Origin of the sequence: Bacillus sp. SIMBA_154, assembly GCF_046536015.1 — a bacterium.
GTDB lineage: Bacteria > Bacillota > Bacilli > Bacillales > Bacillaceae > Bacillus > Bacillus pumilus_P.
Genome location: NZ_JAWJBV010000002.1, coordinates 296,451 through 320,820, shown reverse-complemented (window position 1 = coordinate 320,820; position 24,370 = coordinate 296,451). Strand labels below are relative to the sequence as shown.

Sequence of the window (24,370 nt, the reverse complement as noted above, 5' to 3'; positions counted from 1 at the left end):
ATGAAAATTACAGAACTACTCACGAAGCATACGATTAAGCTTCAATTAGATAGCCAGCAGAAAGAAGCAGTGATTGAAGAGCTGGTGACTGTATTAGATACAGCAGGTAAATTAAATGATAAAGAAGGCTACAAAGAAGCTGTCATCAATCGTGAAAAACAGAGCTCTACTGGTATTGGCGAAGGAATTGCGATTCCGCACGCTAAAACATCAAGTGTGAAAGAACCTGCCATTGCATTTGGCCGCTCGACTGCTGGTGTAGACTATGAATCACTAGACGGACAGCCAAGTCATCTAGTCTTTATGATTGCAGCAACTGAAGGCGCAAACAACACGCATTTAGAAGCACTTTCTCGTTTATCAACACTTCTCATGCGCGAAGAAATCCGAAAGCAGCTGCTCGAAGCGGCTACTGAAGATGAAATCATCGACATCATCAATACGCATGATCAAGACGATGAAGAAGAAGAGGAAGTTATAGAAGAACCGGCAGCATCAGGAAAACCTGCTAAGATCTTAGCGGTAACAGCTTGTCCAACGGGCATTGCGCATACATTTATGGCGGCAGATGCTTTGAAAGAAAAAGCAAAAGAAATGGGCGTTGACATTAAAGTTGAGACAAACGGCTCTAGTGGAATTAAACATGCCCTTACAGCAAAAGAAATTGAAGAAGCGCCAGCCATCATTGTGGCAGCGGATAAGCAAGTCGAAATGGAACGCTTTAAAGGCAAACATGTCATTGAAGTACCTGTGACAGCTGGAATTCGCCGCCCGCAGGAATTGATCGAAAAAGCAATCAATCAGGATGCACCGATTTATAAAGGTTCAGGCGGAGGTTCTTCAAAAGACGAAAATGAATCATCAGGCATCGGAAGAAGTGGATTTTATAAGCACTTAATGAGCGGCGTAAGCAACATGCTTCCATTTGTTGTTGGAGGCGGTATCCTCGTTGCGATTTCATTCTTCTGGGGTATTAAGTCGGCGGATCCTAATGACCCTTCCTTCAATTCATTTGCAGCTGTATTAAAAGGAATTGGCGGAGATAATGCGCTTGCCTTAATCGTTGCTGTATTAGCTGGATTTATCGCCATGAGTATTGCAGACCGTCCAGGTTTTGCGCCAGGTATGGTCGGTGGATTTATGGCCTCTGCTGCAGGTGCTGGATTCTTAGGCGGACTAATTGCTGGTTTCCTTGCTGGTTACATCGTGGTGCTCTTGAAAAAAGTATTCACAATCGTACCGCAGTCGCTCGATGGCATTAAACCGGTTCTGCTGTATCCATTGTTCGGTATTTTCTTTACAGGCATTATCATGCATTATATTGTCAATACACCAGTTAAAATGGTGATGGACGGATTAACACACTGGCTTGAATCACTAGGTACTGGAAACCTTGTACTAATGGGCATTATTTTAGCTGGTATGATGGCGATTGATATGGGTGGCCCAATTAACAAAGCGGCTTACACATTTGGTCTTGCTATGATTGCTGCTGGCAACTATGCACCGCATGCTGCTATTATGGCAGGCGGAATGGTTCCACCACTAGGTATTGCTCTTGCGACAACGATCTTTAGAAATAAATTCTCAAAACGTGACCGCGAAGCAGGTATTACATGCTACTTCATGGGGGCCGCTTTCATCACCGAAGGGGCGATTCCGTTTGCAGCGGCAGATCCTCTGCGCGTGATTCCTTCAGCCGTCGTTGGCGCAGCAGTTGCTGGCGGATTAACGGAATTCTTTAGAGTCACGCTTCCTGCACCACACGGCGGACTATTCGTTTTCTGGGTAACAAATCATCCGGTTCTTTATATCATCAGCATCTTAATCGGTGCTGTTGTCACAGCGCTTTTACTTGGTATTTTGAAAAAACCAGTCAAACAAGAAGCGTAATTCAGAAGAGAAGCATCGTGAAGAGCGGTGCTTCTTTTTGTTTAATGATCAACAAATTAGGAAAAAATAGCTAAATGGATGGTTGTCTTGTGAATTTTTAATTGACATGTGATAAAGTAAAGTTATTCAATTCACGTTTCAAGTCTTTTAGCAGAAAGCCTTAGGAGGAAGCAGTATTTTGAACGAAGAAAACAAACAAAACGAAAATGACATTCAATCTGATGCGAAGCAAGCCAAAACAGAGAAGAAAAGTTCACTGTTTGAATGGATCAAAGCCATTTTGATTGCACTTGCACTTGTCTTTCTCATCCGTACGTTCATATTTGAGCCGTATGTGGTGGAAGGAGAGTCAATGGACCCAACCCTTCATGACGGGGAAAAGCTGTTTGTAAACAAAACCATTAACTATCTCGGTGGTGTCAAACGCGGTGACATCGTCATTATAAATGGAAAAGATGGTCAGAAAATTCATTATGTAAAACGATTGATCGGCCTTCCAGGCGACACGATTGAAATGAAGGATGATACCCTTTACATTAATGGCAAAAAAGTAAATGAGCCTTATTTAAAAGAGAACAAGGTGCATGCGAAAGAGTATGAGGTGCATTTGACAGGGGATTTTGGTCCGGTGAAAGTACCGAAAAACGATTACTTTGTGATGGGTGACAACAGACTTAATTCCATGGACAGCCGAAATGGACTTGGACTCATTGAAAAGGATCGTATTGTCGGGACATCAGAATTTGTTTTCTTCCCATTTGGTGACATTCGACAAACACAATAAAAGCACCCTTCTCAAGGCGTGAGAAAGGTGCTTGAATGGACGACCTTTAAAAGAAGGGTCGTTTTTAATTTGGCGTGAGCATCGTGACAATGATCACAATGGCCAAAACAGAAGCGAACACAGACCCGGTGATGGCTAAAACGGATCGAAACAATCCGATCTTTTGATTTTCTTTTCCCCGCTTTTGTAAAAAGCGTTTGGAAAAGAGGTGGACCAGAGTGTAAATGAGAACAAGCCCAATATAAAGACCAAAGTGCTTCGCGTTAAATCCTGTTGCAGATAAATAAATGCCCATAAAGAAAATCAATAAACAGTATTCCATGAGTGTGAGTAATCTCAAATTGCATGAACTCCTTCAACAAATCATTCCAACTTATTATACCATAATGGACAAAAAGCCTTTGTTCTGAGAGAGAGACGTTTCTATCAAACGTTATTCATGTTATACTTCATAATGATGAATGAGTGATGGAGGATTAATAAATGATTGCAGTAAATAATGTTAGTTTGCGCTTTGCTGATCGTAAACTATTTGAAGAAGTAAATATTAAGTTCACTCCTGGCAACTGCTACGGACTAATTGGTGCCAACGGAGCTGGTAAATCAACGTTCCTAAAGATTCTTTCTGGAGAAATTGATGCTCAAACTGGCGATGTTCATATGAGCCCTGGTGAACGTTTAGCGATTTTAAAACAGAACCACTTTGAATACGAAGAGTTTGAAGTGTTAAAGGTCGTCATCATGGGTCATAAACGTCTATATGATGTGATGCAGGAAAAAGATGCGATCTATATGAAACCTGATTTCTCAGATGAAGACGGGATTCGTGCAGCGGAGCTTGAAGGTGAGTTCGCTGAGTTAAACGGTTGGGAAGCAGAAAGTGAAGCAGCGATCCTATTAAAAGGTCTTGGCATTCCAGAGAGCCTTCAATCAAAGAAAATGTCTGAGCTTGGCGGTTCTGAAAAGGTCAAAGTATTACTAGCCCAAGCTTTATTCGGTAAACCTGACGTTCTTCTTCTTGATGAGCCAACGAACCACTTGGACTTACAAGCGATTCAGTGGCTGGAAGAATTCTTAATTAACTTTGAAAATACCGTTATCGTCGTATCGCATGATCGTCACTTCTTAAACAAAGTGTGTACTCATATTGCGGACCTTGACTTTGGAAAAATCCAAGTATATGTTGGTAACTATGATTTTTGGTATGAATCCAGCCAATTGGCACTCAAACTAAGCCAAGATGCAAATAAGAAAAAAGAAGAACAAATTAAGCAGCTTCAAGAGTTCGTTGCCCGGTTCAGTGCGAACGCTTCTAAATCGAAGCAAGCGACATCAAGAAAGAAATTGCTTGATAAGATCTCTCTAGATGACATTAAGCCATCGTCTCGTAAATATCCGTATGTTCATTTTGCGCCAGAGCGTGAAATTGGAAATGATGTCCTTCAAGTAGAAGGTCTATCAAAAACGATTGACGGCGTGAAAGTACTTGATAACGTCAGCTTTATTATGAACCGCGAAGATAAAATTGCGTTCTTAAGCCGTAATGAGCTTGCTGTGTCCACTTTATTTAAAATCCTTGCTGGTGAGATGGAGCCAGACAGCGGGACGTTTAAATGGGGCGTAACAACGTCTCAAGCCTTTTTCCCGAAAGACAATAGTGAATACTTTGAAGGAAGCGACTTAGATCTTGTGGATTGGCTGCGTCAATATTCCCCTAATGATCAAAGTGAAAGCTTCTTACGAGGCTTCTTAGGACGTATGCTTTTCTCTGGAGAAGAAGTAAAGAAAAAAGCAAGTGTCTTATCAGGAGGAGAAAAGGTTCGTTGTATGTTATCAAAAATGATGCTGTCTGGAGCGAATATTCTGCTGTTAGATGAGCCGACGAACCATTTAGACCTAGAATCCATTACAGCGCTGAATAACGGCTTAATGAGCTTTAAAGGGGCTATGCTCTTCTCATCTCATGACCATCAGTTTGTTGAAACGGTTGCAAACCGTATGATCGAAGTGACGCCAAATGGCATTGTTGATAAACAAACAACATATGATGAGTTTTTAGCAGATCAAGACATTCAAAAGAGACTCAACGAGCTTTATGCGTAAATAAGAAAAGACATCCACATGGATGTCTTTTTTTGATTAAAAAGCCCAATTTCCATTACGGAAGATCGGTTCACGCTTCCCGTCTTTTGTGATTCCATCAATATTCATTTCTTTTGAACCAATCATGAAATCGACGTGTGTAATGCTGCTGTTGACACCAGCTGCGTCTAATTCCTCTCGTTTCATCTCTTTTCCGCCTTCGATATTAAACGCATAACCGCTGCCGATGGCAAGGTGGTTCGATGCATTTTCATCGTAAAGTGTATTGTAATAGAGGATATTCGAGTTTGAAATCGGTGAATCATCTGGTACGAGGGCAACCTCGCCTAAATAATGAGAACCTTCATCTGTTTCAACCAGTGATGTTAAGATATCTTCGCCTGCTTTAGCTTTGACATCCACAATCCGGCCATTTTCAAAGGTTAATGTGAATTCATCAATGATATTTCCGGCATAGCTGAGCGGCTTTGTACTTGAGACAGTACCGTTCACACCATCTTTTTTAGGTACGGTAAATACTTCTTCTGTCGGCATATTGGCCATGAAAGATACACCGCGCTCACTCACGCTGCCAGCCCCTACCCAAATATGCTGCTCTGGGAGCTCGATCGTTAAATCTGTACCTGGTGCTGCATAGTGCAGCTTATGGTAGTGACGCTCATTTAATACTTTTACTTTTTCATTGAGTGACTCATCATGCTTTTTCCACGCATCAACAGGATCTGCTTGATCAGCACGTGCGACTTTAAAGATTTGATCCCATAATAAAGCGACAGCCTCTTCATCTGTATGGTCAGGGAAAATCTTTTTCGCCCAGTCTTTTGATGCAGCACCTACGACCGTCCAAGCGACTTTGTCAGATTGGACGTATTGACGGTATGTATGAAGTGCTGAACCAGCAGCCTTTTGCTGTGCAGCGATTTTTTTCGAGTCAATGCCTCGCAGAAGGTCAGGGCTTTCCGACAAGATGGTAATAAAAGCGCCGCCGCGTTTTGCGATGGTTTCCATCATCTGTGCTTCCCATTCCGGAAATTGCTCAAAAACATCCTGTGGTGCATGTTCGTATTTTAAACGGGTGAGAACACCATCACTCCAGCGGATATGTACGTTTTTCGCCCCGCGCTCATACGCGTGTTTTGCCACAAGACGAACAAGGTCTGCAGATTCCGTAAACGCCGATACGACCACTTCCTGTCCTTTTTGAACATTCACACCGACTTCAACGATGGTCTTTGCATATTGATCTAGTTGTTTTTTGAATGAACTCATAAAAAACCCTCCTTTAGTCATGTTTATCATATCAGATTTATGACCGAAAAGGAAAATGGGGATCCGCTTTGAAGCTAAAATAAAAAAGCCGCTTTCGTGCGGCTTTTTTAGCGGTTCAGTTGTTTCACAGGCTGTGCGTTAGAAGGGGGCATATGTGAAAATGACAGGCTCATTCCTCCTAAAATAATACCCGTTAAAATGACTGTGACAACGACCCGTTTACCTAAATCAAGCAACATGTTTTTCCTCCTTCACGTTTATCCATTTCTCACGATATGATCGAAATGAGGAAAAAAGAAGTAGAACAGGAAGATTATTTTAATGTTTTTTGCAATTTGTCGATGACTTCTAATGAACGCCCTGTTCCAATCGCTACACATTCCAGCGGATTTGCCGCAATATGAACCGGAACGACAATCTCTTGAGAGAGCCATTCTTGAATGCCATTTAAAAGAGCACCACCGCCAGTTAAAATCACGCCGCGGTCTACAATATCACCACTTAGCTCTGGAGGGCTGTCCTCTAACGTGGCACGAATTGCTTCTAAAATATGAAGAAGTGATTCTCGCAGGGCGCCTTGAATTTCATGAGAATCAAGCGTGATCGTTTTTGGAAGACCTGTGACAAGATCGCGTCCGCGCACTTCTAATGACTCAGGCTCATGTTCAATGAGTCCATACCCAATTTCCATTTTCACCTGTTCGGCTGTCCGCTCTCCGATCAATAGATTGTATTTCTTTCTTACAAACGTAATGATATCCTCATCCAGCTGATCTCCTCCAATTCGAATGGAATGACAAGAGACAACGCCGCCAAATGAAATGATCGCCACTTCGGTTGTTCCTCCGCCAATATCTACGACGACGTTTGCAACAGGCTCGTCTACCGGTAGATCAGCGCCGATTGCAGCTGCGACAGGTTCTTCAATTAAATGCACATGCTTTGCCCCGCAATTCTTTACAGCATCACTGATCGCGCGGCGCTCGACAGCTGTTGAACCAGAAGGTGTACATACAACGACGGTCGGCTTTCTAAAGGTAAATCCAATATTCTTTCCTGCTTTTTTCATAATTTGTTTTAGTAAATCTGTTGTCATATCATAATCAGCGATGACACCATCTTTCATCGGGCGGATCGCCACAATTTTCCCAGGGGTTTTCCCAATCATTTCTTTTGCCTCTGATCCGACTGCAAGTACAGTCTTTGTTTCTGTATCTACTGCCACGACGGACGGTTCATTTAAAATAATTCCCTTGTTTTTACTATAAACCAATATGTTAGCTGTTCCTAAATCAATTCCAATTTCGGCATTTTGAAACATGTTTTCACCCAATCTCTATTTTTGCTGTTTTAAACAATTTTACATTTAAAAGTTCAGAGGGCTGCTGTCATTTGTGGGGGTTTGTGATGACCTTGAAATGAATCTGTAAAATTCAAGTCTCATTTTGACAAACACAATAAATTTTCCCTTTGTTTTTTCTTTTATGAAAAAAATTTTTAAGCAGGAGAAACCTTTCGTGAATCTCTTACGTCTACGATATATCAATTGGTGAATACCAGATTGATCTTGAGCTAATGAAAGAAAGAGGGAACGAAATTGAAATCTATCGGAGTCGTAAGAAAAGTAGATGAACTAGGGCGTATTGTTATGCCAATCGAATTGAGAAGAGCACTTGATATCGCAATTAAAGACAGTATGGAATTTTTTATAGATGGAGATAAAATCGTCTTGAAAAAATATCAGCCTCAAGGTGTTTGTCTCATGACTGGTGAGATTACTTCTGAGAATCATGAATATGGAAATGGTCAAATTACATTAAGCGCTGAAGGAGCAGAACTACTGCTAAAAGAGCTGCAAGAAGCCCTTCAGCAGTAAATAAAAATAGCCTGCTCTCTTGCTTCGTGCTGAGAACAGGCTATTTTTTATGAAAAAAGTTCCTTAAAAATGCCCCATCTCCCTCAAAAAATAAGTGGAAAATGGTACAATTGACAAAGAATCTCAGGGCGGCAGGTGGAATCATTTGAACAAAACATATCAAGTGCGGATCGTGTTATCTGTTCTTGCATTTATATTAATCTTAAGCTGGGGTTTCTTTTATTATCTAGGCGGCTATCAAATTAATTGGCCGCTCGATCTAGCCTTTACAGTCGTTGTTTTAGCTGGTATTTGGGTCGTCTCAGGCTATGTGGACCGGTTAAATTTACTTGTGTCAGATTTAAACAAGCGAGAAAAAGAAGCACACGAACTGACGGAGCGGCTGAATCGAATAACAGATAACTTGCAAGAAATCGTCTTTGAAACAAATGAAAAGGGTCAAATCATTTTTTTAAATCAAGCATGGAAACAAATGACGGGCTACGATATAGATGAATGTCTAGGCACGATGTACAATCAGTACTTTGATCAAGAAGAGCGTGTTGTCAAGCATTTGTTATCTGTGATAAAAGAACATAAGGATGCGGGCCGAGTTGAACTGCAGCTCCTCCATAAAGAGGGAAAGAAGGTATGGGGAGACGTTCATTACAAGCTCTACTTTGATGAGCAGCACCAGTTTACTGGAGGTATTGGAACGGTTGCCGATATCACGAAACAAAAGCAGGCAAAGCTCGAGCTTGAAAAATCCAATCAACAATTGCAAATGCAGGCGCAAAAGCTCGCCGTTGCAGGACAAATAGCCGCTGGAATTGCCCATGAAGTCAGAAATCCGCTGACATCAGTAAACGGCTTTTTACAGCTGATGAAAACACAATATCCCGAAAGAACCGATTATTTTGACATTATCTTTTCCGAAATTAAACGGATTGATTTTGTTTTAAGCGAGCTGCTTGTGTTAGCAAAGCCTCAATCGGTCAATTTTCAAGAAGTCCGGCTTCATGAGCTGTTAGAACAGGTGATTACCCTGCTAAAAACAAATGCAGTTCTTTCTAATATTGACCTCAAGCAGCCATTTAAAAAGCAGGATGCTGGGGCTATCTTAGCAGATGCCAACCAAATGAAGCAGCTGTTCATTAATTTAATCAAAAATGCCATTGAGGCGATGCCTGAAGGCGGTAGCATATACATATCAACAGAGAAAGTGATGAATGAATGGAAAATCACCATTCAAGATGAAGGGAAAGGGATGTCTGAAGAGAATATTCAGAAAATATATGACCCTTTCTTCTCAACTAAAAAAGAAGGAACAGGGCTTGGTCTGACCATCTGTGCGACGATTTTAAAAGATCATCACGGAAGAATGGAAGTATCCAGTGAGCTGGGAAAAGGCACAGCTTTTCATATTTATTTACCTGTGTGTCAAAAGAGCAGACAGTAGCAAGGTGAGAGGACGTGATTTCATGACGAAGAAAACTTTATTTGTATATGGGGCGCTTCTAAAACATGAAGAGCACCATGAGGCGTATATGAAAGAAAACAGGCCATTAGCTAAATCAGCTTGGATAAATGGAAGGCTATACGATACTGGTGCAGGATACCCTGCGTGTATTCTCACGGGAAAAAGCACAGTATATGGGGAATTGTATGAGGTGACCGCTGAAACATTGAATAAGTTAGACGCGCTAGAGGAAGGGTATGACAAGCAGGAAATTGATGTCATGACGGATCAAGGACCAAAGGCAGCCATTGCATACACATTACCAGAGCAGATGGCATCAGGGCTGAAGGAAATTGAGAGCGGCAGCTGGAAAGAATACAGACTGTGGCAGCGTCAGCCGTCATCCTTCTATTATTTTGCCTATGGCTCCTGTATGGATGATGCAAGGTTTAAGCTAGCTAAAGTCGATCATTACTTCAAACGAATCGTCGGAGGCGGTGCACTTGACCGCTTTACAACTAGATTTACATTGGTGCGGCCTGATGGATCAAGAGCCGATATGGTAGAAGACGGCGGAGAAACAGAGGGCGTTTTATATGAGGTGCCTTTTGATGCCATTCGTTATTTGTACAAACGAGAGGGTGTATATGAGGGTACTTATCGTCCAGCTTTTGTCGATGTCAAAATGGGTGATCAAGTATATGAGGATTGTTTAACCTTTCTCGTCCTTCAAAAGAGCGAAGAAATCGCTCCGCCAGGTCATTATCGCAGTGAAATTGAAAAAGGAGCAGACCTTTACTTAAGTGAAGCGTTCCGCAAAAAAATTCGTTCGCATATGGATTCATTAACCAAATCGTAGTAAAATGCATGGTAAGTGATATAAAAGGAGTCTGAACATGAAAAAAGAATATGCAGTCATTGGTCTTGGACGCTTTGGCGGAAGTATTTGCAAGGCGCTGAGCGAAGAAGGACTTGAAGTGATGGCCATGGATATGAATGAAGATCGAGTGAACGAATACGCTAAAATTGCGTCACATGCGGTGATTGGTGATTCGACGGATGAATCTGTTTTAAAAAACCTCGGCATTCGCAACTTTGATCATGTCATCGTCGCGATTGGAGAAAACATTCAGGCAAGTATTTTAACAACGATTATGCTGAAAGAGCTTGGCGTCAAAATGGTCACAGTGAAAGCGCAAAATGACTACCATGAAAAGGTACTCAACAAAATTGGAGCGGATCGCATCGTTCATCCAGAGCGAGACATGGGCAGGCGGATTGCGCATAAAATCATTTCCAACAACGTGCTGGATTATCTCGAGCTGTCAGATGAGTATAGCCTCATTGAAATCGTTGCAAACAGCAGACTTGCCGGGCATTCTCTTTTAGATCTTGATATTAGAGCAAGATATGGCATCAATATTGTAGCGATTAAGCGCGGGAAAGAAGTCATTGTTTCCCCGCTGGCAGATGAAATGATCCAAAAAGAAGATATCCTCATTGTTATTGGGGCAGTAGCAGATATTGGACGCTTTGAAAAACGAGAAATGCAGAACGACTATTAAACACTCCGAGGGCGGGGTGTTTTTTTATGATTGTGTACACGACAGACGGACAGTGAAGAGGGGGAAGCAAATTGAAATAGGCTCATTTTGTTATGAATAACAGCAAAAGTGATCCCCAATATTTTTCATGCAATTATCACTATTCAGAAATAAAAATCAGTCCTTTTATATGGTTGATTTTCTCTAAATGTCATTGACTGGGCAAACAGATTCGTTTACGATAAGAAACATTATATTGTTTACTTGGAGGAGGCAGTGTCGTTGGATAAGGAGCTTTTCAGACATCAAATTGAGGTAGCTGCAAAGAGAAAAAAAGCAGCCCTAGTGATTAAACATGCGAAGGTTATGGACGTGTTTAACCAGGAATGGATAGACGCTGATGTCGCTGTTGAAAATGGAAAAATAGTAGGGATTGGAGAATACGAGGGAGAGCAGGAGCTGGATGCAGCCGGTCAAATGCTTATACCTGGCTTTATTGATGGGCACGTTCATATCGAGTCCTCCATGGTGACCCCTGCTGAATTCTCCAAAGCTGTCGTTCCCCGCGGTGTGACAAGTGTCGTAACAGACCCGCATGAAATTGCCAACGTTTCAGGTATAACAGGCATCCGTTTTATGCTGGAAGAAGCGAGAAAAGCTACCTTAAATATATATTTTATGCTGCCATCCTGTGTGCCGGCTGTCAGCTTTGAACGATCAGGTGCTACGCTAAAAGCGAAAGATTTAAAGCCTCTTTATCAAGAGAAAGAGGTTCTTGGTCTTGCTGAGGTGATGGACTATGTCGGTGTAGAGCAGGCAGAAGAAGATATGCTTCAAAAACTGCTCGATGCTCAAAACGAGAACAAATTAATTGATGGCCACCTAGCAGGCTTAACAGACCGATTAATAAACGTCTACCGGACAGCAAATGTCCAAACAGATCATGAGGTGACAACAGCTCAGGAAGCCCTTGAACGTGTAAAACGAGGCATGTATGTCATGCTGAGAGAAGGATCTGTTGCCAAAAACGTGAAAAATGTTTTACCAGCTGTCAATGAGAAAAATGCGAGACGCTTTTTCTTTTGTACCGATGATAAACATTTAGATGATCTCATGGCGCAAGGAAGTATTGATGAGCAGGTGCGTATGTCCATCAAAGAAGGATTGGATCCCTTTTTAGCGTATCAAATGGGGAGTTTAAATGCAGCGGAGTGTTTTGGTCTTAGCACAAAGGGAGCGATTGCGCCAGGCTTTGACGCGGATTTTATGCTCATTTCTGACCTTCATCAAGTAGACATCACAAGCGTATTTATTGCAGGCGAATTGGTCTCACAGCATGGAGATTACCAGCCAAGTGTTGAAAAGATATCACCGAGTCCTGCATTATTACAATCTGTCCATGCAGTGGATGTTCAAGATAAAGATCTTATACTGCCTATCACAGATGATCAAAAGATGAATGTCATTCGCATCATTCCGAATCAGCTTGAAACGAAATTAGAACAAGTATCTCCTTCAGAAATCAATGGACAATTTACTAGTGATACAGAAAGAGATGTATTAAAAATGGTGCTTGTCGAACGTCATCAAGGTTTATCTGAGATTGGGGTAGGGATTGTCAGTGGCTTTGGCTTAAAAGAGGGAGCCATTGCAACAACTGTGGCGCATGATTCTCATAACTTAATTGCTGTTGGCACAAATGATGCCGATATGATCAAAGCCATTGAGACGTTAAAAGAAGCAGGCGGCGGATTGACTGTTGTGAGGGACGGCCAGCCTCTTCATACACTTCCATTACCGATCTCTGGTTTATTATCAGATCAACCAGCACATCTAGTAAATGAAAGTCTTCATGCACTCCATGAAGCGTTGAAAGAAACAGGTTTTGCCTTAGATTTTAATCCATTTTTGACGCTATCCTTCTTGGCACTCCCAGTCATTCCTGATGTAAAAATGACGACAAAGGGATTGTTTGATGTCAGAAGCTTTCAGCATCTCCCAATTCAATCATAAAAGAATGAATGAGAAACCGCATGTATATTTGTATATATGCGGTTTTTTAATGCTGGACGAAAAAAAGAGACACAGCCAATGGCTTGTGTCTCTCAGCGTGAAGACAAACCCTCGCATTCGGTGTCAGTTCTGCGTGCTGGTGCTCACGAATGTCACATTCGCTCCGCGCCAGTACTCGACCTTCCTAGACTTCAAAGGTTTTCATATCACGCTGAAAAGAAGACAAAGGGCTAAAATAAAGATCATTTTAGCCCTTTGTCTGATTACACTTCCATAATGATCGGTAAGATCATTGGGCGGCGTCTTGTTTTTTCATAAAGGAAAGGTGCAAGTGTGTCAGTAATTTCGTTCTTAATTTCTGACCATTGTGTTGTCTTGCGTTCCATCACTTTTTCAAGATGCTTTGAAATCAAATCCTGTGCGTCATTGATGAGGTCTCCAGATTCTCTCATGTAGACAAAGCCTCTTGAGATCAAATCAGGACCAGCAGAGATTTTGAATTCGTTCATGTCCATGCTGACGACAACAATGACAAGACCTTCTTCTGAAAGAATGCGGCGGTCTCTTAATACGATGTTTCCGATATCACCAATGCCGCTTCCGTCGATATACACGTTACCTGATGGAATTTTGCCAGCGACACTTGCTTCGTCACCTTTCAGTGCAAGAACTTCACCATTATCCATGATAAAGCAGTTTTCCTCAGGAATTCCGCAATCATTCGCAAGTTTAATATGCGTTTTTTGCATGCGGTATTCACCGTGAATCGGCATGAAGAATTTAGGTTTAATTAAACGGAGCATTAGTTTTTGTTCTTCTTGTCCGCCGTGACCAGATGTGTGAATATTATTTAGTGAGCCATGAATGACCTCAGCGCCAGCACGATAAAGCTGGTTGATGGTACGGCTTACGCTAATATTGTTACCTGGAATCGGTGAAGATGAGAAGACAACTGTGTCTCCAGGATTAATGGAAATCTGGCGGTGAGTACCGTTTGCAATACGAGAAAGAGCTGCCATCGGTTCACCCTGGCTGCCAGTACAAAGAATGGTGACTTTGTTTGCTGGAAGACGGTTGATTTCATTATGTTCAATGAACGTGTTTTTTGGACATTTAATATAGCCAAGATCTTGTCCAATATCAATTGCGGACTCCATACTGCGCCCAAACACAGCGACTTTTCGGCCGTTGGCAACAGCGGACTCAATGACTTGCTGTAGTCTGTGAATGTTTGAAGCAAACGTTGCAAAGATAATACGTCCATCTACTTTTCTAAAGATGTCATCAATGCTTTCACCTACGCGTCTTTCAGACATCGTAAATTCTGGGATTTCACTGTTTGTACTGTCAGATAGAAGACAAAGGACGCCTTCTTTACCAATCTCAGCCATTTTCGTTAAATTGGCAGGCTCGCCAACAGGGGTAAAGTCAAACTTGAAATCACCTGTATGTACGATGTTGCCAGGAGGTGTCTTCACGACAATTCCGTAAGAATCTGGAATGCTGTGCGTTGTTCTAAAGAAAGACACAGCTGTTTTTCTAAATTTAATGGTATCTTCTTCTTCATAAATGTGAAGTTTAGTCTGTCTCAAGAGACCGTGCTCTTCCAATTTATTACGAAGTAGGCCGATTGCGAGTTTGCCTCCGTAAACTGGAATATTCACTTGCTTGAGAAGGTAAGGGATACCGCCGATGTGGTCTTCATGTCCGTGAGTGATGAATAGACCTTTGATTTTATCTTCGTTTTTAACTAAGTACGTATAGTCAGGGATGACGTAATCAATTCCGAGAAGCTCATCTTCAGGGAACTTAATACCAGCATCAATTAAAATGATTTCATCTTGAAATTGAACGCCATACGTGTTTTTACCGATCTCACCTAATCCGCCGAGCGCAAAAACTGCCGCCTGATCGTTTTTAACAAATTTCATTCCTCTCATAGCTCCAATACTTTAAAATTTTCACTTTCTCGTTCATAGTCTAAAAAAGCACCGTCTACAGCCTGAATGAATTCAATATTGTAGTTATGTTTTTTCAACTTATCGCGTACGTCTCTTTCAGAAACCGCTTCAACGTATAGTGAATCTGTGTGTTCTCTTACAGGTACCTCAGTAGTACTTGCCTGAAAAAATACCTTATATATCATCCAAATCTCTCCTTAAATACCGTATGTTACACTCGCTTATTCTATTATATTAAAAAAACGCGCATAAGAAAAGGCTCTGAGAAAAAAGGACCTTCAGCAAATGTGCGGAAGATCCTTTTAAGCAATCGATTTTTTACGAAGCATGTCCTTCCATTGTCTTCGAATTTTCTTACGCAGACGACGAAGCATCGCGGATCGCCTCCTTTCGGGATGATGTCATTTTAGGGCAGCAAGTCCGTTCTCTCTTTATACTTGTATTATATGATGTTTCCATTGAATGTTACATGGTTATATGTGGGAAATGGGCGTTTTAAAAGGAATTGGTTTCGAAAGCGGAAATCTTTCTGTATGATGAAGGGGAGAGTGTGTACATAACGAGAGACAGGAGACGAGATATGAATAAAAAAGTCATCTTTTTTGATATCGACGGTACTTTATATGATCATGATAAAAAAATACCTGAATCAACGAAGCGAGCAGTTCGTTTATTAAAAGAAAAAGGGCATCATCTTTTTATTGCATCTGGGCGTTCGCCTTTTTTGATTCAACCTATCTTACAAGAATTAGCACTTGACTCCTTTATTGCGTATAACGGTCAGTATGTCATGTATGAGGGAGAGGTCATTTACGGTAATCCGCTTAAACTGGAGCTGATGGAGCAAATTTATGAGACGGCGGATCGTCATGATCATCCTCTTGTTTTCATGGGGGAAAAAACGATGAAGGCTTCTGTGCCGAATCATCCGTTTATCCATGAAGGGATTGGGACTTTAAAAACAGAGCATCCTGAGCATGATTTGTCTTTCTTTAAAGAAAACGAGATTTTTCAAATGCTGCTATTTTGTAAGGCAGAAGAGGAAGTCCAATACGAGGCGTTCTGCGAAGAAATTGATCTTGTCAGATGGCACGAGCTGTCAACAGATGTCCTGCCAAAGGGCGGGTCGAAAGCTGAAGGCATCAAACGAGTTATCGAAAGACTGCCTTACGATCAAAAGGATACCGTTGCCTTTGGAGACGGTCTGAACGATAGAGAAATGATTTCATTTGTTGGAACAGGTGTTGCCATGGGAAATGCTGTGAGTGAATTAAAAACATTGGCTGATTTTGTGACAAAACCAGTAGATGAGGACGGCATATTCCATGCAGTGACCCATTTAGGCCTCATTGAAGAATAAAAAAGAAGACCCTGGCTAATGGGTCTTCTTTTTATTTTATGATCTGCCGATCGCAACAGAGTTGTCTGGCTCGGCGAATGGCTGATCCTTTTGAATATGATCATAAAACATAATGCCATTCAGGTGGTCAATTTCATGCTGAAAGACGATGGCAGGGAACCCTTTTAAGCGGATATCAATGTCCTCCCCTTCAACCGTTGTTGCCTTGACCCTGATTTTTTCATAACGCGGGACGAATCCAGGGATGGCTTCATCAACAGATAAGCAGCCTTCTCCAGTAGCCAAATAAGCTCTTTTGACTGAATGACTGACAATACGAGGATTGAACAGGGCATAGCTGTATTGCTGCCCATCCTCATCCTCACAGTGAACAGCGATCATACGTTTACTAATATTGATTTGCGGAGCTGCTAGTCCTACGCCGGGTCTCAGTCCATATTTTTCAGCAATGTCTTCATCCTGACTATTTTTAACGAATTCGATCATGTCAGCTAATTGCTGTTTTTCTTCTTCTGTTGGCGGGAGTTCGACCGCTTCAGCTGTTTGCCTCAAGACGGGATGCCCGTCCCTTACGATATCATCCATGGTAATCACAAAACTTCACTCCTATTTCCTTTGTATGTAAAGTATATAAAATGATACACAACATATGCAATGAAATAAAGAAGACCGGCCCTATGAGACCGGTCAAAGGCTTAGACAGCCATTAGCAGCAGCCGCCGCCACCGCCGCCTAAGAATGCTGCGCCTACAATGATCAATAGGATGAAAAGGACGACGATTAAAGCGAATGTACGTCCACCACCGTATCCGTATCCACCACCATAACTTGGATAACAGCAGCCACCACCGTATCCATATCCGCCGTATCCACCATATCCACCATACATACTTCCATGACTATAATTAGACATATTTTTGACCTCCTTTGGAAATACACTCGGCCTCTCAGAAGTGAAGGCGAAGCGTGTAATATAAACTATGTATGAATGCACTATTTGTATAGTCATGAGCCTATAGCTTGAAAAAAATCTTCTTCACCTAAAAAGGCTAACCTCTTTCCTTGTCACAAACGCCTATAAAAATTATAGTGGTATGTGGAGATATAAAGGGGGACCTTTTGATGAAACAGAGGAAAAGAAGCATCAAAGCAGGTGCTGCTTTAGCGGGGATATGTACCCTCTTGCTTGCGGGCTGCGGAGGTCAAAGTCCGTTCAATGAGATGCAAGATGCGATGACGAAAATGAGCGAAAAAGAGGCGACCTTTGAAAAAGAGCAAGGCGCACTGCACAACTATGAGAAAAAAGAGCAGAAGCTGTATACGAAAATGATTCAAACGACAAAGGACCATACAAAAACAGTGTCAAGCCTTTCTGATCAGGCGTTAGCATCAGCTACGAAACGAGAAGAACATTTAAAAACAGAAAAAGACAGCATGGATCAATCGAAAAAAGAATTGCAAACTGTAAAGGAATCTGCCGGGCGGATACAAGATGCGGCATTAAAGGATAAAGCAGATCAAACGGTGAAATCAATCGAGAAGAGATTTGCGTCGTACGATCAGCTTTACCGTGAGTATCAAAAGGCGTTGAAACAAGATCAGCATTTGTATCAATCTTTAAAGAAAAAAGACTTAGGATACGAGGAACTGAAATCCAAACTGAAGACAGTGAATCGTTCTTACAGCAAGGTCAGAAAAGAAAGCAAGAAGTTCAATCAATATACAGACCAATTGAATGAGCATAAACAGGCTTTGTACAAAGCTGCAGATAAAGAGTCAAAAAAGAGCTGAAAAAAACAGCTCTTTTCTTATTTTTCGACAAAAACAAACATTTGCTATTGTAGTACAGTAGTACACTCTATACTAGTACAGTTCATGCTGTTCGTTAAACAGATTGATACAGCTCACCATAAAAAGTAAAGCGAATACATTTATTTAAATAAAGCCGTTAAATCAATTGACGGACTATTTTTCTTGTTGTAAACTATTCCTTGTTAACAGAAGTTGTATTAGTATTTTGTGAACTATCGTTAATACAGTTAGAAGGACTCAAAAGTAAGCGATCATCCAATGTTTCGACAACACTCTTTGTGGCTATTATATACAGGAGTCATATGAGTATTTTGGGTTATCCTATATCTGTATGTATAAATGGATTCACGACAAATTGACTGTTAAAAGAAAGGAAGAGGTGACTTTAGAATGGCTGCAAAAACAAAAAAAGCAATTGTTGATAGCAAAAAGCAATTTGATGCCATCAAAAAGCAGTTTGAAACGTTTCAAATTTTAAACGAGAAAGGCGAAGTCGTAAACGAAGCGGCAATGCCGGATCTTTCAGATGACCAATTAAAAGAATTAATGCGCCGTATGGTGTTTACACGTGTATTAGATCAACGTTCAATTTCATTGAACCGTCAAGGACGTCTTGGCTTCTATGCGCCAACAGCTGGACAAGAAGCTTCTCAGCTTGCAACTCACTTTGCACTTGAGAAAGAAGATTTCATTCTTCCAGGATATCGCGATGTACCACAATTAATCTGGCATGGCCTTCCGCTAACAAAAGCATTCTTGTTCTCTCGTGGACATTTTGTTGGTAACCAAATGCCTGAAGATGTGTATGCACTTTCTCCGCAAATCATTATCGGTGCACAAATCATTCAAGCTGCTGGTGTAGCTCTTGGTTTGAAAAAGCGCGGTAAAAATGCTGTTGCAATCACTTACACTGGTGATGGCGGAGCTTCACAAGGTGATTTCTACGAAGGTATTAACTTTGCAGGGGCTTACAAAGCGCCAGCGATTTTTGTTGTCCAAAACAACAGATATGCGATCTCTACACCTGTTGAAAAGCAATCTGCTGCGCAAACAATTGCACAAAAAGCAGCTGCAGCTGGTATCGTAGGCGTACAAGTTGACGGTATGGATGCATTAGCTGTATATGCAGCGACTGCTGAAGCTCGTGAGCGTGCTGTAAATGGCGAAGGTCCAACATTAATCGAAACTCTTACATTCCGTTACGGCCCACATACAATGGCTGGTGACGATCCAACAAGATATCGTACAAAAGAAGATGAAAACGAGTGGGAGCAAAAAGATCCATTGGTACGCTACCGCAAATTCTTGGAAAACAAAGGCCTATGGTCTGAAGAAGAAGAGAATAAAGTCATCGAAGATGCAAAAGAACAAATCAAACAAGCGATCAAAGAAGCTGACGAACAGCCTAAGCAAAAAGTCACTGACTTGATTGAAAACATGTACGATGTGAAACCATTCAACTTAGTTGAACAGCTTGAAATTTACAAACAGAAGGAGTCGAAGTAAGCCATGGCGCAAATGACAATGATTCAAGCGATCACTGATGCGTTACGCACAGAACTGAAAAATGACGAAAACGTTCTCGTTTTCGGAGAAGACGTTGGTAAAAACGGCGGCGTATTCCGTGCGACTGAAGGATTGCAAAAAGAGTTTGGTGAGGATCGTGTATTCGATACTCCACTTGCTGAATCTGGTATTGGCGGTCTTGCAATTGGCCTTGGACTACAAGAATTCCGCCCAGTAATGGAAATTCAATTCTTCGGATTCGTTTACGAAGTATTAGATTCTGTTTCTGGACAAATGGCTCGTATGCGTTACCGTTCTGGCGGACGCTGGCATTCTCCAGTGACAATCCGTTCACCATTCGGCGGAGGGGTTCATACTCCTGAGCTTCACGCTGACAGCTTAGAAGGTCTTATCGCACAACAGCCTGGTATCAAGGTTGTCATTCCTTCAACACCTTACGATGCAAAAGGACTATTAATTTCTGCAATCCGTGACAACGATCCGGTTGTGTTCCTTGAGCATATGAAACTTTATCGCTCTTTCCGTCAGGAAGTTCCTGAAGAAGAGTACACAATTGAAATCGGTAAAGCTGACGTGAAACGTGAAGGTTCTGACCTTTCAATCATCACTTACGGTGCAATGGTTCACGAATCACTTAAAGCTGCTGAAGAACTTGAAAAAGAAGGCGTTTCTGCTGAAGTGATCGACCTTCGTACAGTAAGCCCGCTTGATATTGAAACAATCATCGCTTCTGTTGAAAAAACAGGTCGTGCGATCGTTGTTCAAGAAGCACAAAAACAAGCTGGTATTGCTGCAAACGTAGTAGCTGAAATCAATGACAGAGCAATTCTTAGCCTAGAAGCACCAGTACTTCGTGTAGCTGCACCTGATACTGTATTTGCTTTCTCTCAAGCTGAGAGCGTATGGCTTCCAAACCATAAAGACGTGCTTGAAACAGCTAAGAAAGTTCTTGAATTTTAATTAAATGACAGAGGGGAAAAGAATTTATTTCTCTTCCCCTTTATCAATTACAAGACCGTGTAAACATACACAACAAGGATTCAACAAAATCTAGGAGGCGAAAAACAGTGGCATTTGAATTTAAACTTCCGGACATCGGAGAAGGTATCCACGAAGGTGAGATCGTTAAGTGGTTTGTAAAACCAAACGACGAAATCAATGAAGATGACGTTTTAGCAGAGGTACAAAACGATAAAGCAGTTGTAGAAATTCCTTCACCTGTTAAAGGAAAAGTATTAGAATTAAAAGTTGAAGAGGGAACAGTTGCAACTGTAGGACAAACAATCATTACGTTCGATGCACCTGGTTACGAAAATCTTCAATTTAAAGGCAACGAAGAAGAAGGCGAAGCAAAAACTGAAGCTCAAGTACAAGGTACTGCTGAAGCTGGTAACGAGCCAGAGAAGAAAGAAGTAGCACAAGAAGAAGCGGCAGCAGCAACTGGCGCAGGCGCACAAGAGCAAGTAGATGCTGATCCAAACAAGCGCGTAATTGCTATGCCATCTGTACGTAAATATGCTCGTGAAAAAGGCGTTGAAATTTACAAAGTTGCAGGTACTGGTAAAAACGGCCGCGTGCTAAAAGAAGATATCGACAGCTTCGTTAATGGTGGTTCTGCAACTCAAGAAGCAGCACCTCAAGCAGCTGAAAGTGCGAAAGAAGAAGCGGCTCCAAAAGCGGCAGCAGCTCCAGTTCTAGAAGGAGAATTCCCAGAAACTCGCGAGAAAATGAGCGGAATCCGCAAAGCGATCGCGAAAGCAATGGTGAACTCTAAGCATACAGCTCCTCACGTAACATTAATGGATGAAGTTGATGTAACAAACCTTGTTGCACATCGTAAACAATTCAAACAAGTTGCAGCTGATCAAGGAATCAAGTTAACTTACTTGCCTTACGTTGTAAAAGCTCTAACTTCTGCTTTGAAAAAGTACCCAGTACTTAACACTTCTATCGATGATAAAACAGATGAAGTTGTTCAAAAGCATTACTACAATATCGGAATTGCAGCTGACACTGAAAAAGGCCTGCTTGTTCCAGTTGTGAAAAATGCAGATCGCAAAGCGATTTTCGAAGTGTCTAACGAAATCAATGAGCTTGCAACAAAAGCACGTGATGGTAAATTGGCTCCAGCTGAAATGAAAGGTGCATCTTGCACAATCACAAACATCGGTTCTGCTGGTGGACAATGGTTTACTCCAGTCATCAACCACCCAGAAGTAGCGATCCTTGGTATTGGCCGTATCGCTGAAAAAGCAGTTGTTCGTGATGGCGAAATCGTTGCAGCTCCAGTCTTAGCTCTTTCCCTAAGCTTTGACCACCGTATGATTGACGGAGCTACTGCGCAAAATGCCCTTAACCACATCAAGCGTTTATTGAATGATCCACAATTAATTTTAATGGAGGCGTAATATCATGGTAGTAGGAGATTTCCCAATCGAAACAGATACTCTTATCATCGGTGCAGGTCCTGGTGGATATGTAGCTGCTATTCGTGCTGCACAGCTTGGACAAAAAGTAACAATCGTTGAAAAAGGAACGCTTGGCGGCGTATGCCTAAACGTCGGCTGTATCCCTTCAAAAGCATTAATCAATGCTGGTCATCGTTTCGAGAATGCAAAGCATTCTGAAGACATGGGTATCAAAGCTGAAAACGTAACAGTTGATTTCACAAAAGTTCAAGAGTGGAAAGCTTCTGTTGTGAGCAAATTAACAGGTGGAGTTCAAGGTCTTCTAAAAGGAAATAAAGTAGACATCGTCAAAGGTGAAGCTTATTTCGTAGACAGCAACTCTGTACGTGTAATGGATGAAAATTCAGCACAGACTTACACTTTCAAAAACGCAATTCTTGCAACTGGATCTCGTCCAATTGAATTGCCTACATTTAAATACACGGACCGCGTGATCAACTCAACTGGTGCTTTAGCGCTTAAAGAAGTACCTAAAAAGTTAGTTGTTATCGGTGGTGGATACATCGGTACCGAGCTTGGAACTGCTTATGCAAACTTTGGAACAGAAGTTGTCATCCTTGAAGGTGGAGACGAAATCCTTCCAGGTTTCGAAAAGCAAATGAGCTCTTTGGTTAAACGTAACCTGAAGAAAAAAGGAAACGTTGAAATCCATACAAACGCTCTTGCAAAAGGCGTTAAAGAAACATCTGATGGTGTCACTGTTACTTTCGAAGTAAAAGGTGAAGAAAAAACAGTTGATGCTGATTACGTACTTGTAACGGTTGGTCGTCGTCCAAACACTGATGAGCTTGGTCTTGAACAAGTTGGTGTTGAATTGACAGACCGTGGAGTTGTCAAAACTGACAAACAATGCCGTACAAGCGTATCTAACATCTATGCAATTGGTGACATCGTTGATGGACCACCACTTGCACACAAAGCTTCTTACGAAGGTAAAATTGCAGCTGAAGCCATCGCTGGAGAGCCAGCTGAAATTGATTACCTTGGTATTCCTGCTGTTGTATTCTCTGAGCCAGAACTTGCAACTGTTGGATACACTGAAGCAGAAGCGAAAGAAGAAGGAATCGAAATCGTTGCAGCGAAATTCCCATTTGCAGCTAACGGACGTGCACTTTCTCTTGACGCAACTGATGGCTTCATGAAAATGATCACTCGTAAAGAGGATGGTCTAGTCATCGGTGCACAAATTGCAGGTGTTGGCGCTTCTGATATGATTTCAGAGCTTAGCCTTGCAATTGAAGCTGGAGTGACTGCTGAAGATATCGCAATGACAATTCATGCTCACCCAACATTAGGTGAAATCACAATGGAAACGGCTGAAGTAGCAATTGGAAGCCCAATCCATATCGTGAAATAACGAACCTAAAAAACCCTCTCCAAAAAGGAGAGGGTTTTTTAAACCGTTTAAAGAAAGGCTGCTCAAATGTCTCCATATGAAAAACCCCTCATGAGGTGAGGGATTTTTTCATATGGTTATCTATAAGTGCAAGGTCGAATCGTTAATTTGTATTCACGCGGTCTAATGCATGACATAAGGGTGATAAGATATCCTCTTTACTGCGGACATTTCCTTCAATCTTTACAATGACTTTTTCATCATTGACAAGTAAAATAGCCGGTAATTCCTCTACTTCATTTTTCCAGCCTTTACGATCTTCTTTTACAATCATCTTTGACATTTCCTTTGGGTACTCATTTTTTAAATCGAGTACTGCATCATAATATGGACTTTCTTTATCAAGATTTTCTGCATCAGTAAAAAAGAGAATTCTTGGTTTTTGAATATGACTGACTTGGTCTGTCTGATTCGGTATGATATAAGCAAAAGAGCATGAACTAAGTACAAAGAGCATGGGGAATATAATGAGAAGTGTCCTCATAAAATTCAATCTATTCACCTCAAAATCCTTTGGGGTTATACCAACATTTTTAGGAGCCGGTTCCCTGTTAGTCACTCTAGTGTATCATGTCCTTTTTGACAATTTTCGATTGTTACTCAATTGTTACAGAATTGATATGAAGCAAAATACAATTGAAACGTTCCCTCAATATGATGAGGAAAAAGCATATATTGATAAAAAATGATTAAATGTGTCATACAATTAACCGTTGACAACTTAAATGTGACATCATATTATAGAGATAAGAAATAGATTAAACGCTTTCAAACTATAAGTGAAGAAAAGGGGAATGTACGTGGGTACAATTATTTGTCAAGATTGCAATGAAACCATTGATCAATTTGAGAATGAAAAAGTGACAACGCTATATGGAACGTGTGGTCACTGTCATTGCGGTGATGAAGCCTCTGAATAAATAAAA

General features: G+C 41.4%; 24 protein-coding genes. 15 read left to right on the top strand and 9 right to left on the bottom strand.

The window, feature by feature from the left end:
* Positions 1 to 1,893 carry a PTS fructose transporter subunit IIABC gene (locus R0K30_RS05030; protein WP_410609442.1) on the top strand — a complete coding sequence of 631 codons (1,893 nt, stop codon included), beginning with the start codon at positions 1 to 3 and terminating at the stop codon, positions 1,891 to 1,893.
* A 211-nt stretch (positions 1,894 to 2,104) separates the two neighbouring features.
* On the top strand, positions 2,105 to 2,677 hold the full coding sequence (lepB, locus tag R0K30_RS05025; protein WP_327925469.1) for a signal peptidase I: 573 nt from the start codon (positions 2,105 to 2,107) through the stop codon (positions 2,675 to 2,677).
* A 64-nt stretch (positions 2,678 to 2,741) separates the two neighbouring features.
* Here the strand turns inward: lepB and R0K30_RS05020 are convergent, their stop codons facing one another.
* Complete coding sequence (locus R0K30_RS05020; RefSeq protein WP_230031175.1) at positions 2,742 to 3,017, bottom strand: hypothetical protein; 276 nt, start codon at positions 3,015 to 3,017, stop codon at positions 2,742 to 2,744.
* Between the two features lie 143 nt (positions 3,018 to 3,160).
* Here R0K30_RS05020 and R0K30_RS05015 point away from each other — a divergent pair, with 143 nt between their 5' ends.
* Positions 3,161 to 4,780 (top strand): ABC-F family ATP-binding cassette domain-containing protein, encoded by a 1,620-nt coding sequence (locus tag R0K30_RS05015; protein ID WP_034324367.1) that lies wholly within the window; start codon positions 3,161 to 3,163, stop codon positions 4,778 to 4,780.
* A gap of 36 nt (positions 4,781 to 4,816) precedes the next feature.
* Here R0K30_RS05015 and R0K30_RS05010 read toward each other — a convergent pair whose 3' ends face one another.
* The 3 genes from R0K30_RS05010 to mreBH all read right to left on the bottom strand — a co-directional run bounded on the left by R0K30_RS05010 (position 4,817) and on the right by mreBH (position 7,370).
* Complete coding sequence (locus tag R0K30_RS05010; RefSeq protein WP_410609439.1) at positions 4,817 to 6,049, bottom strand: aminopeptidase; 1,233 nt, start codon at positions 6,047 to 6,049, stop codon at positions 4,817 to 4,819.
* A gap of 107 nt (positions 6,050 to 6,156) precedes the next feature.
* Positions 6,157 to 6,288, bottom strand: a complete 132-nt coding sequence (locus R0K30_RS05005; protein WP_003210922.1) for a protein YkpC — start codon at positions 6,286 to 6,288, stop codon at positions 6,157 to 6,159.
* 74 nt (positions 6,289 to 6,362) lie between these two features.
* Positions 6,363 to 7,370 carry a rod-share determining protein MreBH gene (gene mreBH, locus R0K30_RS05000; RefSeq protein WP_099728754.1) on the bottom strand — a complete coding sequence of 336 codons (1,008 nt, stop codon included), beginning with the start codon at positions 7,368 to 7,370 and terminating at the stop codon, positions 6,363 to 6,365.
* Positions 7,371 to 7,646: 276 nt separating this feature from the next.
* Between mreBH and abhA the strand changes: the two genes are divergently transcribed.
* The 5 genes from abhA to ade all read left to right on the top strand — a co-directional run bounded on the left by abhA (position 7,647) and on the right by ade (position 12,920).
* Complete coding sequence (gene abhA / locus R0K30_RS04995) at positions 7,647 to 7,925, top strand: transcriptional regulator AbhA (protein ID WP_099728755.1); 279 nt, start codon at positions 7,647 to 7,649, stop codon at positions 7,923 to 7,925.
* A 145-nt stretch (positions 7,926 to 8,070) separates the two neighbouring features.
* Entirely contained in the window at positions 8,071 to 9,363 is a 1,293-nt protein-coding gene (locus R0K30_RS04990) for an ATP-binding protein (protein ID WP_249704678.1), read from the top strand.
* Positions 9,364 to 9,385: 22 nt separating this feature from the next.
* Positions 9,386 to 10,222, top strand: coding sequence for a gamma-glutamylcyclotransferase family protein (locus tag R0K30_RS04985; RefSeq protein ID WP_249704680.1), 837 nt, complete (start codon positions 9,386 to 9,388; stop codon positions 10,220 to 10,222).
* A gap of 37 nt (positions 10,223 to 10,259) precedes the next feature.
* Positions 10,260 to 10,928 (top strand): potassium channel family protein, encoded by a 669-nt coding sequence (locus R0K30_RS04980; protein WP_008345123.1) that lies wholly within the window; start codon positions 10,260 to 10,262, stop codon positions 10,926 to 10,928.
* A 261-nt stretch (positions 10,929 to 11,189) separates the two neighbouring features.
* Positions 11,190 to 12,920, top strand: coding sequence for an adenine deaminase (gene ade / locus R0K30_RS04975; RefSeq protein ID WP_410609435.1), 1,731 nt, complete (start codon positions 11,190 to 11,192; stop codon positions 12,918 to 12,920).
* A 263-nt stretch (positions 12,921 to 13,183) separates the two neighbouring features.
* On the opposite strand, the gene rnjA is transcribed toward ade, so the two are convergent.
* Together rnjA and R0K30_RS04965 are read right to left on the bottom strand one after the other, a co-directional pair.
* Positions 13,184 to 14,851, bottom strand: a complete 1,668-nt coding sequence (gene rnjA, locus R0K30_RS04970) for a ribonuclease J1 (RefSeq protein ID WP_099725993.1) — start codon at positions 14,849 to 14,851, stop codon at positions 13,184 to 13,186.
* A 5-nt stretch (positions 14,852 to 14,856) separates the two neighbouring features.
* Complete coding sequence (locus R0K30_RS04965; RefSeq protein ID WP_099725992.1) at positions 14,857 to 15,066, bottom strand: DNA-dependent RNA polymerase subunit epsilon; 210 nt, start codon at positions 15,064 to 15,066, stop codon at positions 14,857 to 14,859.
* Between the two features lie 395 nt (positions 15,067 to 15,461).
* On the opposite strand from R0K30_RS04965, the gene R0K30_RS04960 reads away from it, so the two are divergent.
* Complete coding sequence (locus tag R0K30_RS04960; RefSeq protein ID WP_230031179.1) at positions 15,462 to 16,241, top strand: Cof-type HAD-IIB family hydrolase; 780 nt, start codon at positions 15,462 to 15,464, stop codon at positions 16,239 to 16,241.
* 36 nt (positions 16,242 to 16,277) lie between these two features.
* On the opposite strand, the gene def is transcribed toward R0K30_RS04960, so the two are convergent.
* A complete protein-coding gene (gene def, locus R0K30_RS04955) occupies positions 16,278 to 16,835 on the bottom strand; it encodes a peptide deformylase (RefSeq protein ID WP_099725990.1) in 558 nt (185 codons plus the stop codon).
* A gap of 112 nt (positions 16,836 to 16,947) precedes the next feature.
* Positions 16,948 to 17,130: a YjcZ family sporulation protein gene (locus tag R0K30_RS04950; RefSeq protein WP_142353653.1), complete on the bottom strand. Its 183-nt coding sequence runs from the start codon at positions 17,128 to 17,130 to the stop codon at positions 16,948 to 16,950.
* Positions 17,131 to 17,363: 233 nt separating this feature from the next.
* Between R0K30_RS04950 and R0K30_RS04945 the strand changes: the two genes are divergently transcribed.
* The 5 genes from R0K30_RS04945 (at position 17,364) to lpdA (ending at position 23,405) form a co-directional block, all read left to right on the top strand.
* Positions 17,364 to 18,032 (top strand): YkyA family protein, encoded by a 669-nt coding sequence (locus tag R0K30_RS04945; protein ID WP_410609432.1) that lies wholly within the window; start codon positions 17,364 to 17,366, stop codon positions 18,030 to 18,032.
* A 411-nt stretch (positions 18,033 to 18,443) separates the two neighbouring features.
* Complete coding sequence (pdhA, locus tag R0K30_RS04940; RefSeq protein ID WP_012009823.1) at positions 18,444 to 19,559, top strand: pyruvate dehydrogenase (acetyl-transferring) E1 component subunit alpha; 1,116 nt, start codon at positions 18,444 to 18,446, stop codon at positions 19,557 to 19,559.
* A 3-nt stretch (positions 19,560 to 19,562) separates the two neighbouring features.
* The gene (gene pdhB / locus R0K30_RS04935) at positions 19,563 to 20,540 is read left to right on the top strand and encodes a pyruvate dehydrogenase complex E1 component subunit beta (RefSeq protein ID WP_012009824.1); all 978 of its coding nucleotides are present in this window, start codon (positions 19,563 to 19,565) and stop codon (positions 20,538 to 20,540) included.
* Positions 20,541 to 20,647: 107 nt separating this feature from the next.
* Positions 20,648 to 21,988 (top strand): dihydrolipoamide acetyltransferase family protein, encoded by a 1,341-nt coding sequence (locus R0K30_RS04930; protein WP_099725987.1) that lies wholly within the window; start codon positions 20,648 to 20,650, stop codon positions 21,986 to 21,988.
* A gap of 4 nt (positions 21,989 to 21,992) precedes the next feature.
* Entirely contained in the window at positions 21,993 to 23,405 is a 1,413-nt protein-coding gene (lpdA, locus tag R0K30_RS04925) for a dihydrolipoyl dehydrogenase (protein WP_099725986.1), read from the top strand.
* Positions 23,406 to 23,547: 142 nt separating this feature from the next.
* Here the strand turns inward: lpdA and R0K30_RS04920 are convergent, their stop codons facing one another.
* Complete coding sequence (locus tag R0K30_RS04920) at positions 23,548 to 23,928, bottom strand: hypothetical protein (protein ID WP_230031187.1); 381 nt, start codon at positions 23,926 to 23,928, stop codon at positions 23,548 to 23,550.
* 316 nt (positions 23,929 to 24,244) lie between these two features.
* Between R0K30_RS04920 and R0K30_RS04915 the strand changes: the two genes are divergently transcribed.
* Positions 24,245 to 24,364 carry a GapA-binding peptide SR1P gene (locus R0K30_RS04915; RefSeq protein WP_078061763.1) on the top strand — a complete coding sequence of 40 codons (120 nt, stop codon included), beginning with the start codon at positions 24,245 to 24,247 and terminating at the stop codon, positions 24,362 to 24,364.
* Positions 24,365 to 24,370 lie beyond the last annotated feature (6 nt).

Coding starts and splice junctions, on each gene's coding strand:
- R0K30_RS05030 (WP_410609442.1), top strand. CDS start 1: ATGAAAATTACAGAACTACTCACGAAGCATACGATTAAGCTTCAATTA.
- R0K30_RS05015 (WP_034324367.1), top strand. CDS start 3,161: ATGATTGCAGTAAATAATGTTAGTTTGCGCTTTGCTGATCGTAAACTA.
- R0K30_RS05010 (WP_410609439.1), bottom strand. CDS start 6,049: ATGAGTTCATTCAAAAAACAACTAGATCAATATGCAAAGACCATCGTT.
- R0K30_RS05005 (WP_003210922.1), bottom strand. CDS start 6,288: ATGTTGCTTGATTTAGGTAAACGGGTCGTTGTCACAGTCATTTTAACG.
- mreBH (WP_099728754.1), bottom strand. CDS start 7,370: ATGTTTCAAAATGCCGAAATTGGAATTGATTTAGGAACAGCTAACATA.
- R0K30_RS04985 (WP_249704680.1), top strand. CDS start 9,386: ATGACGAAGAAAACTTTATTTGTATATGGGGCGCTTCTAAAACATGAA.
- R0K30_RS04980 (WP_008345123.1), top strand. CDS start 10,260: ATGAAAAAAGAATATGCAGTCATTGGTCTTGGACGCTTTGGCGGAAGT.
- rnjA (WP_099725993.1), bottom strand. CDS start 14,851: ATGAAATTTGTTAAAAACGATCAGGCGGCAGTTTTTGCGCTCGGCGGA.
- R0K30_RS04965 (WP_099725992.1), bottom strand. CDS start 15,066: ATGATATATAAGGTATTTTTTCAGGCAAGTACTACTGAGGTACCTGTA.
- R0K30_RS04960 (WP_230031179.1), top strand. CDS start 15,462: ATGAATAAAAAAGTCATCTTTTTTGATATCGACGGTACTTTATATGAT.
- R0K30_RS04950 (WP_142353653.1), bottom strand. CDS start 17,130: ATGTATGGTGGATATGGTGGATACGGCGGATATGGATACGGTGGTGGC.
- R0K30_RS04945 (WP_410609432.1), top strand. CDS start 17,364: ATGAAACAGAGGAAAAGAAGCATCAAAGCAGGTGCTGCTTTAGCGGGG.
- pdhA (WP_012009823.1), top strand. CDS start 18,444: ATGGCTGCAAAAACAAAAAAAGCAATTGTTGATAGCAAAAAGCAATTT.
- pdhB (WP_012009824.1), top strand. CDS start 19,563: ATGGCGCAAATGACAATGATTCAAGCGATCACTGATGCGTTACGCACA.
- lpdA (WP_099725986.1), top strand. CDS start 21,993: ATGGTAGTAGGAGATTTCCCAATCGAAACAGATACTCTTATCATCGGT.
- R0K30_RS04920 (WP_230031187.1), bottom strand. CDS start 23,928: ATGAGGACACTTCTCATTATATTCCCCATGCTCTTTGTACTTAGTTCA.